Annotated in this window: 16 protein-coding genes; 9 read left to right on the top strand and 7 right to left on the bottom strand. The window is 60.0% G+C overall.

Annotation, left to right across the window (positions count from 1 at the left end; genetic code table 11):
- Positions 1–33: 33 nt before the first annotated feature.
- Positions 34–2,328 carry an EAL domain-containing protein gene (locus tag FHX09_RS24190; protein ID WP_132593126.1) on the bottom strand — a complete coding sequence of 765 codons (2,295 nt, stop codon included), beginning with the start codon at positions 2,326–2,328 and terminating at the stop codon, positions 34–36.
- Positions 2,329–2,784: 456 nt separating this feature from the next.
- Entirely contained in the window at positions 2,785–3,342 is a 558-nt protein-coding gene (locus FHX09_RS24195; protein ID WP_037081977.1) for an alpha/beta hydrolase, read from the bottom strand.
- Between the two features lie 159 nt (positions 3,343–3,501).
- On the opposite strand from FHX09_RS24195, the gene FHX09_RS24200 reads away from it, so the two are divergent.
- Together FHX09_RS24200 and FHX09_RS24205 are read left to right on the top strand one after the other, a co-directional pair.
- Entirely contained in the window at positions 3,502–4,305 is an 804-nt protein-coding gene (locus tag FHX09_RS24200) for a DUF2189 domain-containing protein (protein ID WP_132593124.1), read from the top strand.
- A gap of 69 nt (positions 4,306–4,374) precedes the next feature.
- On the top strand, positions 4,375–4,863 hold the full coding sequence (locus FHX09_RS24205) for a low affinity iron permease family protein (protein ID WP_007789560.1): 489 nt from the start codon (positions 4,375–4,377) through the stop codon (positions 4,861–4,863).
- Between the two features lie 6 nt (positions 4,864–4,869).
- Here the strand turns inward: FHX09_RS24205 and purB are convergent, their stop codons facing one another.
- From purB to FHX09_RS24225, 4 genes are all read right to left on the bottom strand, one after another.
- On the bottom strand, positions 4,870–6,177 hold the full coding sequence (gene purB, locus FHX09_RS24210; RefSeq protein WP_132593122.1) for an adenylosuccinate lyase: 1,308 nt from the start codon (positions 6,175–6,177) through the stop codon (positions 4,870–4,872).
- A 63-nt stretch (positions 6,178–6,240) separates the two neighbouring features.
- Positions 6,241–6,777 carry a hypothetical protein gene (locus tag FHX09_RS24215; RefSeq protein WP_184450764.1) on the bottom strand — a complete coding sequence of 179 codons (537 nt, stop codon included), beginning with the start codon at positions 6,775–6,777 and terminating at the stop codon, positions 6,241–6,243.
- The gene (rpe, locus tag FHX09_RS24220) at positions 6,749–7,429 is read right to left on the bottom strand and encodes a ribulose-phosphate 3-epimerase (protein WP_007789567.1); all 681 of its coding nucleotides are present in this window, start codon (positions 7,427–7,429) and stop codon (positions 6,749–6,751) included. The genes FHX09_RS24215 and rpe overlap by 29 nt, the downstream gene beginning before the upstream one ends.
- 38 nt (positions 7,430–7,467) lie before the next feature.
- Positions 7,468–8,550 carry a branched-chain amino acid ABC transporter substrate-binding protein gene (locus tag FHX09_RS24225; RefSeq protein WP_132593118.1) on the bottom strand — a complete coding sequence of 361 codons (1,083 nt, stop codon included), beginning with the start codon at positions 8,548–8,550 and terminating at the stop codon, positions 7,468–7,470.
- Between the two features lie 170 nt (positions 8,551–8,720).
- On the opposite strand from FHX09_RS24225, the gene FHX09_RS24230 reads away from it, so the two are divergent.
- Genes FHX09_RS24230 through FHX09_RS24260 form a run of 7 tightly spaced genes read left to right on the top strand, consistent with a single transcriptional unit; the run spans position 8,721 to position 14,416 of the window.
- Complete coding sequence (locus tag FHX09_RS24230) at positions 8,721–9,215, top strand: flavin reductase (RefSeq protein ID WP_037081966.1); 495 nt, start codon at positions 8,721–8,723, stop codon at positions 9,213–9,215.
- Between the two features lie 23 nt (positions 9,216–9,238).
- Entirely contained in the window at positions 9,239–10,168 is a 930-nt protein-coding gene (locus FHX09_RS24235; RefSeq protein WP_184450765.1) for a MoxR family ATPase, read from the top strand.
- 3 nt (positions 10,169–10,171) lie between these two features.
- Positions 10,172–11,434, top strand: coding sequence for a VWA domain-containing protein (locus FHX09_RS24240; RefSeq protein WP_184450766.1), 1,263 nt, complete (start codon positions 10,172–10,174; stop codon positions 11,432–11,434).
- Positions 11,431–11,760, top strand: coding sequence for an XdhC family protein (locus tag FHX09_RS24245; protein ID WP_007789581.1), 330 nt, complete (start codon positions 11,431–11,433; stop codon positions 11,758–11,760). Before FHX09_RS24240 ends, FHX09_RS24245 begins: the two co-directional genes overlap by 4 nt.
- On the top strand, positions 11,760–12,464 hold the full coding sequence (locus FHX09_RS24250; RefSeq protein WP_132593114.1) for an XdhC family protein: 705 nt from the start codon (positions 11,760–11,762) through the stop codon (positions 12,462–12,464). The genes FHX09_RS24245 and FHX09_RS24250 overlap by 1 nt, the downstream gene beginning before the upstream one ends.
- Positions 12,461–14,095 (top strand): molybdopterin-binding/glycosyltransferase family 2 protein, encoded by a 1,635-nt coding sequence (locus FHX09_RS24255; RefSeq protein ID WP_183722876.1) that lies wholly within the window; start codon positions 12,461–12,463, stop codon positions 14,093–14,095. The genes FHX09_RS24250 and FHX09_RS24255 overlap by 4 nt, the downstream gene beginning before the upstream one ends.
- Positions 14,096–14,098: 3 nt before the next feature.
- Complete coding sequence (locus FHX09_RS24260; protein ID WP_007789587.1) at positions 14,099–14,416, top strand: TfoX/Sxy family protein; 318 nt, start codon at positions 14,099–14,101, stop codon at positions 14,414–14,416.
- Between the two features lie 4 nt (positions 14,417–14,420).
- Here the strand turns inward: FHX09_RS24260 and FHX09_RS24265 are convergent, their stop codons facing one another.
- Positions 14,421–14,843 (bottom strand): NUDIX domain-containing protein, encoded by a 423-nt coding sequence (locus tag FHX09_RS24265; RefSeq protein WP_007789589.1) that lies wholly within the window; start codon positions 14,841–14,843, stop codon positions 14,421–14,423.
- Between the last annotated feature and the right edge of the window lie 5 nt (positions 14,844–14,848).

Below are 14,848 nucleotides of genomic sequence, written 5' to 3' on the forward strand. Positions count from 1 at the left end.
GAGGCGTCCCTGTCGGGGCCGTCATGCAGGCCTTTATCTCTGGCCGGAGCCGTTGACCGACTTACGCAGATCCTGCTGGAGGCCGCGGGCAGGGCCTTCCACGCCCCGCCAAGACGCGGTGCGTACAAAAGGCGCTATCTGCAGCGCGGGCATCGGACGGGCCAGCGCGTAGCCCTGAAGCATATCGCAACCGAGGTCACAAAGGATACGGACGTGGTCCATCGTCTCGACCCCCTCCGCCGTGACCAGAATGTTCAGCGAACGGCCGATATCGATGATCGAGCGGACCAGTTTCCGCTGCTCTGCCGAATGGGGCAGCAAGCGGATTAGTTCGCGGTCGATCTTCAAGGTTTTCGGACTCAGCTTCAAAAGGCTGACAATGGACGCATGGCCCGTGCCGAAGTCATCGATTTCTATGTCGATGCCAAGGCGGCGCAGGTGCCGGAGATTGGCGATCACGGCGTCATCGCAATCGTCCAGCGAGATCGATTCAAGCAACTCGAACGAAATCGTGCGTGGTTCGATCTTCAAGCCGCGAAGCTTCTTCGCCAGGTTTGGATCTCCGAGGCGACGCGACGATACGTTGACCGCAATTTTCGGGATGAGGAGCCCCTCATCCTCCCATCGCTTCCGGTCAGCCAGCGCTTGCTCGAGGATGAGGCCGTCGATCGTGGAGACGACATCCAGATCCTCGGCGATCGCCAGGAAACGATCGGGCGCCAGTAAACCGTGCTCCCGGTGCTGCCAGCGAGCCAGCGTCTCGACTCCGGCAACATCGAGCGTTCGGGCATGGAACTGCAACTGGTAGAACGGAACAAACTCCCCCCGTTCCAGCCCCAGTAGGATTTCGTCCGCCAAATGCTTGCTGGCGATGATGCGGCGTCGCTCATCGGTCGAGAAGAATTCGTGCCGGTTGCGTCCGCCGCTTTTTGCGCGGTAGAGCGCTATATCCGCATTGAGCAGAAGTTGCTTGGCATCGAGCGCCGGACTGCTTTCTGTGGCAATGCCGATGCTGGCCCCGAAACGGCAATCATGGCCCTCGTAGCGAATGGGCCTGCAGAGCTTGCGGATGATGCGCTCCGCCAGATTGGAGATCTTCTTCGGCGTGACATCAAGTGTACAGAGGACCACGAATTCGTCGCCACCAATACGGGCGACAAAATCGGTCGAACGGACACTTTCCTTCAGCACTTGCGCTGCATGCTTCAGCATCGCGTCACCGGCGCGGTGGCCGAGAGTGTCATTGATTTGCTTGAAGCGATCGAGATCGATGTGGAGGATCGCGAGCGCCAGGCCGTTCCGGCGACATTGGGCGGAACATTCGTCCAGCATACGGTCCAGGTATCGGCGATTGGGCAAGCCAGTGAGATAATCGTGCAACGCCAGGTGCTCGATGTTCTCCTTGGCGCTTTCGAGCTCCCTGTTTCGGGCTTCCGCGAGATCCTTGGCGCGCTGCAGTTCGTTGTTGAGCCTAACTTCGGCCGTAACATCCCAATTCGCGCCAATCAGCTTGCGACGCCCGTCGCTGTCAAGAAAGAAGGCCGCTTTTGCGCGAATGACGCGCTCGATGCCGTCCTGCCTGATGATGCGGAATTCGTGCTGGAAATCGGTGTTATTGGTGACGCACTCATCGATCGTTGCCAGTACGCGGTCCCTGTCGTCGGGATGCAGCGAGGCCTCCCAGGCGTTGCCGGTGTTGGCCGGCGACGTGTCGGTAATGCCGTAGATCGCCAGAAGGCGGTCGTCCCAATCGACCGTTCCATTCTCGATGTCAGCCTCGAAGACCCCAATATCGGAGATATCAAGGGCAAGATCGAGGCGCCGCGACACGTGCGCAAGCCGCTCCTCCGCCCCCTTACGCGCGGTGATGTCTGTATCGGTGCCGACGAGCCGGGCAGGGATACCGTTTTCGTCCCATTCAACACAGGCGCCCCGGCACTCAATCCAGATCCAGTGGCCATCCCTGTGGCGCTCGCGATACTCGAAGATCTGATAGTCGGGATCGCCGGCATTTTGCCGATCGACGGCCTTTACGACAAAGTCCCGGTCGTCGGGGTGGATGAGTTCGATCCACGTGTCGTAGTCGCCGTCTGCATCCTCGTCGGGCGCCATGCCGCGCATGATCTTCCAGGTATCGGAATAATAGCGTTTGCCAAGACGAAGATTGTGATCCCAGACGCCGAGACCCGATCCGACAAGCGCGTAATTCCAGCGGCTCTCGCGTTCCAGGAATTCAGCACCGTTCAGTGGCGCCGTGTCGCCGTCAAACGCTGCGGCTTCGACCTTGGTCTTCGATTTAACCCGTTTATCGGGAGTCGCTTGCTTCAATCTGCATACTCGCTCTTTTAGCGTGTATATATTTTGCATTCATTGAATTAAATAGCCCTTAATGTCATAAAAATAATATTCTATTAAAAACAAACACGTAGTGTCTATCGGCTTTTGTGTGCCGCTCTATATGCGTGTAACTTTTCCGTAACGTGCATACACTTGGCTGACTGCGCCCTATATCGCGTTGATTGGGGAGGGACCAACATGTCTCCAGAATGGCCAATGTTCATACTGCAATGCATAGTACTTGTGGGCTTAGCGGGCGTTCTCTTTATTCGCGGCGAGGGCGACTGACGGATAGTCGCAAACAGTCAGCGGATCTCCAGGGAGTGGTGGTCGAATGGTCTTGACCCTTTTTCTCCGGTTTCTGCCTATTCGCGGCACGGGCGGTCGAACCGGCATCCTGGTCAGCGGCGATGCTGCGAGGTTGCTGGTGGCGGGGGTCTAGCGCCTCTAGGACGGCTTTAGGCGGCTCAGGAACTGGGCAAACACCATTGTTCCTTCCGGCCATGGTCCGTGGCCGGACTCGCTGTTGATGTGCCCGGCCTCACCGGCGTCGATGAGGAGCGATCCCCAGCTGGCAGCGATGTCGTCGGCATGCTCATAGCTGCCGAAAGGATCATTGCGGCTCGCGATCGTGATCGTCGGGAAAGGCAATGGATCTCGTGGATACGGGCCGAATGTCATCAGGTGCTTTGGCCGTATCGCGGGATTGGCGACATCGGGCGGTGCAACGAAGAATGCCCCTGCCACCTTGTTGCGGAAATGGGGAATGGCGTGGATGGCGGACGGAATGCCAAGCGAATGCGCGACCAGTATGACTGGTCGCGTCGCAGCGTTCACCTCTTCGGAGATGCGCTTTACCCAATCGTCGCGGACCGGCTTCGACCATTCGGCCTGTTCGACACGGCGAGCGGTGCTGAGCTTGGCCTCCCAGCGGCTTTGCCAATGGTTGGGACCGGAATTCGTATAACCGGGGATGATGAGGATTTCGGCGTCTGAAGCTTTCATGATGGCGCGGATGTGAGAAAGCCTGGCGGCGATGTCAAGGGAGGGGTGGGACAAGGCCGCGAAATTTGTTATGTTTTTCCGCAGTGCCGGTTGCGTCTCGTATCGGCGTTGTCGCCGATCCTTTCGTTGCCGGCTATCTTGGCTGAGGAGGAGAAAGCCATGACGGCATTCCATGTTATGTCGGGTGCAAGCGATGTCTATACACGCCCGGTCGTCAACAAGATCAGCGTTGCGGATGTCCTCGATGCGCTACGGCGCGGGCTCGACGATTTTCGAGAAAAACCATCCCACTATGTATTTCTATGCTTGATGTATCCGATTGCCGGCATTTTTCTTGCAGTCGCAACATCAAGTGCCAACCTCCTGCCGATGATTTTCCCGCTGATATCAGGTTTCGCGCTGATCGGCCCCATCGCAGCGATCGGGCTCTACGAAATCAGCCGCAGGCGTGAAGCCGGTATGGACACCTCGTGGAGACACGCTCTTGAGGTAACGAGATCGCCGGCGTTCCCGTCGATCATTGCCGGCGGATTGCTGCTGTTCGGCTTCTTCGTCGTCTGGCTCGTTGCTGCGCAGACGCTTTATTCCAACGTCTTTGGGGATGTTTTCCCGCGGTCGATCTCAGTGTTCCTCTCGGAGATCTTCGGCACGCCTGAGGGGATACAGCTGATCATATGGGGGCATCTGCTTGGCCTAGGCTTTGCCATCATCGTTCTGGCCACGACCGTCGTGACCTTTCCCTTGCTGCTGGATCGGGACGTTGGGCTCGTCTGCGCGATGGAGACATCGGTCAGGGCGACTGTCGCCAACCCGGTGCCGGTCTTCTGCTGGGGGCTGATCATCGCCGTTGCTCTCATGGTTGGCACGATCCCACTGTTCGTCGGGCTTGCCCTGGTCATGCCGGTGCTCGGTCATGCCAGCTGGCACCTCTATAGGAAGCTCGTGGCACCACCGGTTGTCTGACGGCTGCAGACTGGAACTACACCACCTCCCTTGGAGTTTCGCTGAGGGGATACCCCAGGGAGGTCACATATGGCTGCGCCGCAACATCTGTTTACCCGCTTTGCCAGCAAGACGTCTGAATGGGCAGGGAAGCCAGCGACTTTCGTCCTCGCTGTCGCGCTCGTCGCCATATGGGCAGCGACGGGGCCACTTTTCGATTTCTCAGAGACTTGGCAGTTGGTCATCAATACCGGAACGACCATTATTACGTTCCTGATGGTGTTCGTGTTGCAGAATGCGCAGACGAGGGATGCTCGCGCTGTCCAGGCCAAGCTCGACGAGATTATTCTGACGAGCCACGCCGAGAACAAGTTCATCGGGATCGAGCACCTCGATGACGAAGACCTGAAGCACTTGGACCGCCTTGTCGCCAAGGCCGCAAAGGGAGTGCGCGAGGGGCGGACAAAAGGAACGCCGAAAGCGACAAATTCCACTGATGAGACGAACGAAAAGAGGACATCGGCGAAGCCCCGGAAGCCGAAACGGAAAACGGCGCCCTCGAAGGCGCCGTCCCGGTAGTCCAACTTAGGCAGCGCCGAAAACGCGCCGGAAGATCGTATCTACGTGTTTGGTATGGTATCCGAGATCGAACTTCTCGCGGATTTCTTCTTCGGATAACGCGGCACGGACCTCTGCGTCGGCGAGCAATTCCTCGAGGAAGTCCTTGCCCTGTTCCCAAACCTTCATCGCGTTACGCTGAACGAGCCGATAGGCATCCTCACGCGAAACACCAGCCTGCGTCAGCGCCAGAAGTACACGCTGCGAATGCACGAGGCCACGGAATTTATCGAGATTCTTCATCATGTTGTCGGGATAGACCACAAGCTTCTCAATGACGCCGGCCAAACGGTTGAGGGCGAAGTCGAGCGTGATCGTCGTGTCGGGACCGATGGCGCGCTCGACGCTGGAATGGCTGATGTCGCGCTCGTGCCACAGGGCGACGTTCTCCATGGCCGGAACGACCGACATGCGCACCAGGCGCGCTAGGCCGGTGAGGTTCTCGGTCAGAACCGGATTGCGCTTGTGCGGCATGGCAGAAGAACCCTTCTGGCCAGGCGAGAAGTATTCCTCGGCTTCCAGCACTTCAGTCCGCTGCATGTGGCGGATCTCGATCGCGACGTTTTCGATGGAGGAGCCGATGACGCCGAGGATCGCGAAGAACATCGCATGGCGGTCGCGCGGAATGACCTGGGTCGAAACGGCCTCCGGGATCAGGCCGAGCTTGGCGCAGACGTGTTCCTCGACGCGTGGGTCGATATTGGCAAAGGTGCCGACGGCGCCCGAAACCGCACCTGTGGCGATTTCGGCACGCGCAGCCACGAGACGCGCACGGTTGCGGCTCATCTCGGCATAGAAGCGCGCCAGCGTTAGTCCCATCGTCGTCGGCTCGGCGTGAATGCCGTGGCTACGGCCGATGCGGATGGTGTCCTTGTGTTCGAACGCGCGTGCCTTGAGTGCCGCAAGCAGGCGGTCCATATCGGCAAGCAGAATGTCGGCTGCACGGACGAGCTGGATGTTCAGCGTGGTGTCGAGAACGTCCGAAGAGGTCATCCCCTGGTGGACGAAACGGGCGTCCGGGCCGACGATTTCTGAAAGATGTGTCAGGAAGGCGATGACATCGTGCTTGGTGACGGCCTCGATTTCATCGATCCGCGCAACGTCGAACGTCGCAGCGCCGCCTCGCTCCCAAATTGTCTTTGCAGCGGATTTCGGGATGACGCCCAGTTCGGCGAGCGCATCGCAGGCGTGAGCCTCGATTTCGAACCAGATGCGGAATTTGGTTTCGGGCGACCAGATGGCGACCATCTCTGGTCGGGAGTAGCGCGGGATCATGGCTTCCTGCTTTCGTTCATAAAAAGAATGCTGGCGCCCCTGTAGCAAAGACAGGCGGCAATCTCAACGCATGCGTTTGGCAAGCGCAATACTCGTGCCGAAAAGGCAGAGAAGCCCGAGCGGAAGAAACAGGCGAATTCCCAGCACGGCAAACTGATAGACCGCGCTGGCTCCGGTAAAGACGAATTGGAACACCCATGTGCGGGATCCAAAAGAGGCGTGCCACGCGGAGTAGAAGACCCGGTAGTCCATGGCGAAGAGAAAGGCCGTCATCAAGATGGTCCCGGCGGCAAGTGCAACGAAGAATGCTGCAAAGCGTGTTTTCAAGGATCGTCGATGCGCAAGGAAGCGGCCCAAGGGCAACATGAACAGCCAGGCCAGTAAACCGCCCGCAAAATAGAGCATTGCGAGATCGCGGACATGTGCCGTCTCCATCCCATTTCTGAGATAGAGCGCGGCCATTGCGGATGCCAGCATCTGGGTGCCCCAGAGAATGGCGCCCACGAAAAGATCGGGGAGGGGCGGGCGAGCCGCCCGAAGCCGCTCGGAAATCAAGGGCGGCCTGCTTTTATCACGACTTGGATTGACCTTCGGCGGCATTTCGTAGAGCGCTGATTGCTGTCTTGTAGGCTTCGAGCGAACCGCCTTTGAAAATCGCCGAACCGGCCACGAGAACATCGCCGCCAGCCTTGCCGATGATCGGCGCGGTTTCGACCGTCACTCCACCGTCAACTTCAAGGTCGATCGGTCTGTCACCGATCAGTGACCGCGCTGTGGCGATCTTGTCGGCCATCGCCGGGATAAATTTCTGCCCGCCGAAGCCGGGGTTCACCGACATGATGAGGATCAGGTCGATGTCGTCGAGCACGTTCTCGATCGCCGAAAGCGGCGTTGCTGGATTAATGGTAACGCCGACCTTCTTGCCCAGCCCGCGTACCGTCTGAAGCGAGCGGTGGAGATGCGGCCCGGCTTCAGCATGGACGGTAATGCGATCGCAGCCGGCTTTCGCGAAGGCCTCAAGGTACGGGTCGACCGGCGCAATCATCAGATGGCAATCGAACACTGCATCCGTATAGGAACGCAGCGACTTGATAACGTCAGGGCCGAAGGAAATGTTCGGCACGAAGTGACCGTCCATGACGTCGAGGTGAATCCAATCGGCTCCGGCGGCCGTTACGTCGCGCACTTCCTGGCCGAGTTTAGCAAAATCGGCAGCAAGGACGGATGGCGCGATGCGAATGGGCGTAGTCATTGAAGTCTCTCCGTAGAACGCATGCCGCAGCGTCAGATCTATTCGATCGGAGTGCTTGGCGGCACGAACGAACCGGCATGCCACTGCAGCATGCGGTAGGGATTGTCGGCCAGTTCATGGCCGGCGTTGAAAGCAATTTTTCCGATGACCGTCTCAAAGGAGGTGCCGCCGATGTGCTGCGCGATGGGCCTGTCGTCCGCGCCGGCATCCTGGGCTGCCTTCGTGGCGATTTCCACCGCCGCATAGGCAGGTAGCACATAGCCCTCCGGCTCGACGCCACTCGCGCGGAACGCGTCGACCACCGGCTTCGCCTCCGGGCGCGCGGCATAATCAGGCAGAACAACGGCGAGAACGCCATCCGCGAGTGCAAGCGGCTGGTCAGCAGCGCGCATGGCGTCGCCACCAAGAATATCGAGGTGAGCTTTTTCCGCTGCGGCATCGCGTGCGATGACGGCAGCGTCGCTACGATCTCCGCCGACAAAGACTTTTGTTGCCCCGGCTTTCTTCAGTCGTCGCACGAGAGCGACCTGCTGCTCCTGGCCCGGTCGATAGGTGTCGGTGAAGACGGGCTTGAGGCCTTTTTCCTCGAGTGCGTTACGGATTGCTTCCGTAAGCTCCCGACCATGGATAGTGCCATCCTCGATCAGTGCGATCGGCGAGGCTGCCCACTCGCTCACGATTGCCTCGATGATCTTTTCCGCTTCGGCGCCATCGGCTGGCGCCATCCGGTAGAAGGGCCAGCCATTCTTCAGGGCATCTTCCATGAGAATGCGTGAACGCACGGAGACGGTGATCGCCGGGATATTTGCGTCCCTGAGCTTAGGCAGCGCGCCTTCGAGCGTTTCGCTGCAGAGAAAACCGACGGCCACCTGGACCTTGGCATTAATCAGTGCGTCGGCGATTGCCGCGCCGCTGTTTGCCTCGCAAGTCTCTCCGACCGTGACAACCGTGTTACCGTCCTGCTGGACCTTGGCCGTCGCGCCGGCAATGACCTGCGCGCCGATTGGCGCGAGGTTGCCACTCTGTGGCGCTACGACACCGACTATCAGGCCCGCGGCATGGCATTCTGCGGCCGCAAGGAGCAGCATCGGCAGAAGTGCTAGGCCACGCAAAGTATTCATAAAAGCTGCAGGTCCCTGTCGTTTGTCCTGCTCTTTTATCCGTCCGACATCGATCGTCAAAGAAAAACGCACAATCGGGAAGCTTTTCGCCTGGCTTTTGTAGAAAAGGTAACCGATCACCTTCATATTACAGGAAACAGCAAGCCGGTGACGCCGGATGGAGAATGCCTTTGTTGAATAAACAACCGATCGATCCGCGCCTCTACCGAGATGCGATGAGCCGCTTTGGAGGCCATGTGCAGCTCGTGACGACGGCAATCGGCGAGGAGCGCCGCGGCGTGACGATCACTGCCGCTTGCTCAGTATCTGACGACCCTGCAACCGTTCTTGTGTGCCTGAACAATAGCAATCCGAAGAACGACATCTTCTTCCGGAGCGGCATCTTCGCCCTGAACACGTTGGGCGCGCACCATCAGGCGCTGGCCGATGCCTTTTCCGGCCGCACCCAGCTCAGCAACGACGAACGTTTCGCGACGGGCCGGTTCGACAAGCTCGTCACCGGTGCACCCATTCTTCACGACGCCCTTGCCTCCTTCGATTGCCGCGTGAGTGAAATCAAGGAAATGTCGACGCACCATATCATTTTCGGTGAGGTCGTGGCGGTCCGCTACAACGAGGCCAAGCCCGCGCTTCTCTATATGAACCGCGACTATCACACGTTATAACTTCCTGAAAAAAGGGAGAAGACATGCCGGATCAAGCGCATCTGCCGCTGCCGTCGTCGATCGACGAGACGATCGCGATGCTGGGCGATCAGGACTATCTGGCTGGGCGGGCACTTGGCACGGTGCTTTTTCTCGCCCTGAAGATGAGGCGTCCTCTCTTCCTGGAGGGTGAGGCCGGTGTCGGGAAGACGGAGATCGCCAAGGTCCTATCAAAAGCCCTGGGGCGGCCGTTGATCCGCCTGCAATGCTACGAAGGCTTGGACATCGCCTCGGCCGTCTACGAATGGAATTACCCGGCGCAGATGCTGGAAATCCGCCTTGCCGAGGCGTCCGGGCTTACCGACCGGGACAGGATCGAGTCGGACATCTTCTCCGAACGCTACCTGATCCGCCGGCCGGTGCTTCAGGCTCTATCGAGCCCGGATGGCCGGTCACCAGTCTTCCTTATCGACGAGCTAGACCGTACCGACGAGGCATTCGAGGCCTTCCTTTTGGAGGTTCTTTCCGACTTTCAGGTAACGATTCCCGAGATCGGCACGATCCGGGCCGCCGAGCCGCCGATCGTCATCATCACCACGAACCGGACGCGCGAGGTCCACGACGCGCTAAAGCGGCGCTGCCTCTACCACTGGGTCGATTATCCCGATGCCGCGCAGGAGCTGGAAATCATTCGACGCAAGGTGCCGGGCTGCAATGCAGCCCTGTCCACACAGATCGTCGCCTATGTGCAGAAGCTTCGTGCACTGGATCTTTTCAAGAACCCGGGCGTTGCCGAGACGATCGATTGGGCGACAGCGCTGACGGAACTCGACCGGCTGGCGCTCGATCCGGATACGATCTCCGACACGATCGGAACACTGCTGAAATACCAGGACGACATTGCACGCATTCAAAGCAGCGACGGCGCAAAGGTGCTGGAAGATGTCAAGAGCGAGCTGCAGGCGGCGGGATAGCGCATGGATCCGAGAAGCGGACAGGATGGGATCTCCGTTCCACCGCCTCCAGTCGGCGACGGTCGATTTGCAGACAATATCGTCTTCTTTGCCAGAGCATTGCGGAAGGCCGGCATGAAGATCGGGCCGGCGGCGATCGTCGACGCGATCGAGGCGGTCGAGGCAATCGGCATGGGGTCGCGGGAGGAATTTCACGCCGCACTCTCGTCCGTCTTCGTCAAGCGGCATGAAGACAAGGCGGTGTTCGACGAGGCGTTTCGGCTTTTCTGGCAGTCGCGAGATCTCGTCGCAAAAATGATCGCGATGATGTCACCACGCGCGCCGGACACGCGTGACAAGGAAAAGGCGAGGCCCGGTGAAAGCCGCGCCGCCGACGCCTTGCTCGGCGAACGAAGGGACAACAAGCCGCCGCGTGATGAGCCCGACATCGAGATAGACGCACGCTTCACCATGTCGGGCAGCGAGGTCTTCCGGCGGATGGACTTCGCCCAAATGTCAGTGATGGAGATTGCCGCCGCCAAGAAGGCGCTCACGAAACTGCAGTTGCCTCTGGACAAGGTGCGCACTCGGCGCTTCCGGCCGTCGCATGTTCATTCGCATGTCGACCCGCGCGGGACGATGCGGGCGGCATTGCGCAGCGGGGCCGATCTCATTCTTCCGCGATACCGTGAAATCCGGGAGGTCCAGCCGCCCTTGGTCGTTCTCGCCGATATTTCCGGCTCCATGAGCCAGTACACGCGCATCTTTCTGCATTTTCTGCATGTGCTGACGGAGAAGCGCCGGCGGGTGCATACCTTCCTCTTCGGGACGCGCCTCACGAACGTCACCCGCCAAATGCGACACAAGGACCCTGACGAGGCGATGGATGAATGCGCTGCGGCCGTAAAGGATTGGTCGGGAGGAACGCGGATCGGTGAAACGTTAAAGGAATTCAATCGCCTGTGGGCCCGGCGCGTGCTGGGCCAAGGCGCGGTCGTGCTGCTTATCACCGATGGCCTGGAACGCGAGGGAACGGAGCTGCTCGCAGCCGAGATGGACCGCCTGCACCGCTCCTGCCGGCGACTGATCTGGCTCAATCCGTTGCTGCGCTTCGATGGCTTCGAGCCACGAGCACGTGGCGTGCGCGCAATGCTGCCGCATGTTGACGAATTCCGACCGGTTCACAATCTATCATCCTTGAGCGACCTCGTGGAAGCACTCGGCGCGACTAGGTCGACCACGTACGACCCGCGCCGGTACCTCGAAACATTGAAAGGCATCGCATGACAGGGACATCTTTTGACCTTGATCCGCTGATGACGGCAGAAGGCTGGCGGAAAGGCGGGCGAGACGTGGCTGTTGCCACGGTGATCGAGACGTGGGGATCGGCGCCACGACCGGCGGGGAGCCATCTGGTGATCGACCGAGACGGCAATTTCGAAGGGTCCGTGTCAGGAGGCTGCGTCGAAGGTGCCGTCATTGCCGAGGCCCTGGACGTAATCGCCGACGGCAAGGCGAAGATGCTCGAGTTTGGCGTCGCGGATGAAACCGCGTGGCGCGTCGGCCTTTCCTGCGGTGGCCGCATTCGCGTCTATGTCGAAAGGCTCGATTGATGGATGCCGCAAATCTTGCGCGTCTCAATGACGCCCGACGCGCTCGCCGGGCCGCGATACTGCTGACTGATCTTGAGAACGGCAACGATAGCGTCGTTCTCGAGGGAGATTCCGTGAAGCCTTGGTTGGTGCCTGCCGTTGAAGCTGCGTTCCGCTCGGGCAGATCGACGTCGATCGAGGTCGATGGGCACCGCTATTTTTTGAACGCACATCTGCCCCCGGCCCATATCGTGATCATCGGCGCCGTCCACATCAGCCAAATTCTGGCACAGATGGCCTCTCTTGCCGGCTTCGATGTTCGGATCATAGATCCGCGCACGGCTTTCGCTACACCCGAACGATTCCTCGGCATCGATCTGACGGCGGATTGGCCAGTGGACGTACTCAAGGATCGTCCGCTGGATGCCTATACGGCGCTGGTCGCGGTTACGCATGACCCGAAGATCGACGATTTCCCGATTGCCGAGGCGTTGCGGATCGGTTGTTTCTACGTCGGTGCGCTCGGCAGCCGCAAAACGCATGCAACGCGGCTGGAGAGGTTGCGTACCGATGGTCTGGACGAATCCGCGCTTGCCAGGATCAATGCACCGATCGGGCTCAAGATCGGTGCGGCGAGCCCGGCAGAAATCGCGGTCGCCATTCTCGCGGAAATCGTACAGACGTTGCGAACCCGCGACATTTCACCGGCTGGTGACAGGAAATGAAATTTGGGTCTTTTTCTATCGATGATGCCGACGGCGTGGTCCTCGGGCATGCGGTGAAGCTTGCAGACGGCAGCTTGCCCAAAGGGCACAGGATCGATGCCGCTGACATCGACAGGCTCCGCAGCGAGGGTATAGAACATGTCATTGCGGCGCGCATCGAGCCGGGGGACGTCGGTGAGGATGACGCGGCGGGACGACTTGCGAGGGCTGTCACTCCCGACCACCTCCGCTTCTCGGAGGCGTCCACAGGGCGCGTGAACGTGTACTCGACGGTCGACGGGCTGTTCGTCGCAACCCGAAGTGCCGTCGATCGCCTGAACAGGATCGATCCCGGCATAACGCTCGCCTGCCTCAACGACCATGTGCCTGTCCGGAACGGCGACATGGTCGCAACGTTCAAGATCATTCCGCTCGCCGTCTCAGGCGCGAAACTCGACGCCGCATGCGAAGTGCTGCGGGCGACGTCGGCATTCGAGGTGAAACCCTTTGCCGGCAGATCTGTCTCGTTGATTGCGACGGAGCTGCCTTCGCTGAAGCCGGCGGTGATGGACAAGACGGCGCGTGTGCTTTCCCGCCGGCTCATCGCATCCGGCAGTCATCTCGTTAGAGAGGCGCGGGTTGCTCATCGTGTAAAGCCGGTTGCAGAGGCACTCCGAGACGCATCAGGTTCGCCCGACAAAGCACCGAAGCTGATCATTCTTTTCGGCGCGTCTGCCGTGATCGATGACGAGGACGTGATTCCCGAGGCGATTCGACAGGCCGGAGGCGAGGTGGTGCAGGTCGGCATGCCTGTCGACCCGGGTAACCTGCTCGTTCTCGGCCGCATCGGCGATATCCCTGTGATCGGGGCACCGGGATGCGCGCGCAGCCCCAAGGAGAATGGCTTCGACTGGGTGCTCGATCGGATCCTGGCGGGTGAAGAGCCAAGTGCACTCGACATCAGCGGCATGGGTGTCGGAGGTCTTCTGATGGAAATCCAGGCGCGGCCAAGCCTTCGTGAACAGGAGGCGCAATTGGTCCCCGCGGATAACGTCGTGGCCATCGTTCTTGCCGCCGGCAAGGCCAGCCGAATGGGCGAGGGCGGGCCGCACAAGCTGCTGGCGGAGTTTGACGGCGTGCCGCTTGTCAGGCGATCGGTGAGGACGGCGATCGGCAGTCGGGCGTCGTCAGTCATTGTCGTGACGGGACATCGCAAAAACGACATCGAAGCGGTGCTGTCCGGGCTGAATGCGATGATAGTTCACAATCCGGACTACGCCTCCGGCATGGCCTCGTCGCTCGCGACAGGATTTTCCGTCGAGCAAGCGCGGGACGCGGATGGAGCTTTGGTCATCTTGGCCGACATGCCGGGCGTTTCTACCAGCGATCTCGATAAGCTGATCTTGGCGTTCCGACGATCGCATGGCCATTCGATCATCCGTGCCGTGTCGCACGGTAAGCGCGGCAATCCTGTGATTATACCGAAATCCCTGTACGATGAGGTCTTGCGGCTGGAGGGTGACGTCGGTGCGCGGCACATCCTTGAGACATCGGGCGTGCCTGTGGCCGACATCGAAATCGGCGACGCTGCGCATCTGGATGTGGATACGCCGGAGGCCGTCATCGCGGCAGGCGGAGTTTTGAAGGGCTAGGGGATGGATGCGGCGGCGATTGAAGAAATGTTTCAGGGGCTTGGCCCCGTCACGATCAAACGGATGTTCGGTGGCAAGGGCATCTACCATATGGGGCGGATTGTTGCGGTCGAGGTGCGCGGCGAGATGCTGCTGAAAGCCGACGAGCAGAGCGCGCCCGAATTCGCTGCAGCCGGGGCGACGCAATGGGCCTACGAAGGCAAGAAGGGAAGTCCGGTGAAGATGCCATACTGGTCGATCCCCGACGATGCCTATGACGACCCCGACCTTATGGCGCGATGGGTGCGGCTTGCCTATGAGGCAGCGCTCCGGGCGGAGTGAAACCCTAGAGGAGTTCGTCGGCTTTCAGCCTGTCCATGGCGGCGGACGCGAATGCGGAGAGCGGTTGCGGGAGGTCGGAACGGCTGAACCAGCCGAAGTCCGAGAGCTTTTCCGGCTCAGTGAGCTTCGGTTCGCCGTCGAACTCGGACGCAATATAGAGCAGGGAGACCCAGTGCTGTTCGTCCGCCTTGCTGATAACTTCTGCGGGGCCGAGGAGACTGACGCGGCCAATCGATAGACCGGTTTCTTCTTCGGCTTCACGGCGCGCCGCCTGCTCTGCCGGCTCCATATGATCGACTTTGCCGCCCACAATGCTCCAGTGGCCGGCCTCCGGCGCGCGGAGACGCTTGTAAAGGAGGATCTTGCGGTCACGCAAAATCACCAGACCAACGCCAACGCCCGGAAAATCGATGCCCGGCGTGCCCATGATTC

Origin of the sequence: Rhizobium sp. BK538 (assembly GCF_014197575.1) — a bacterium.
In the GTDB taxonomy this organism is placed as follows: Bacteria; Pseudomonadota; Alphaproteobacteria; order Rhizobiales; family Rhizobiaceae; genus Rhizobium.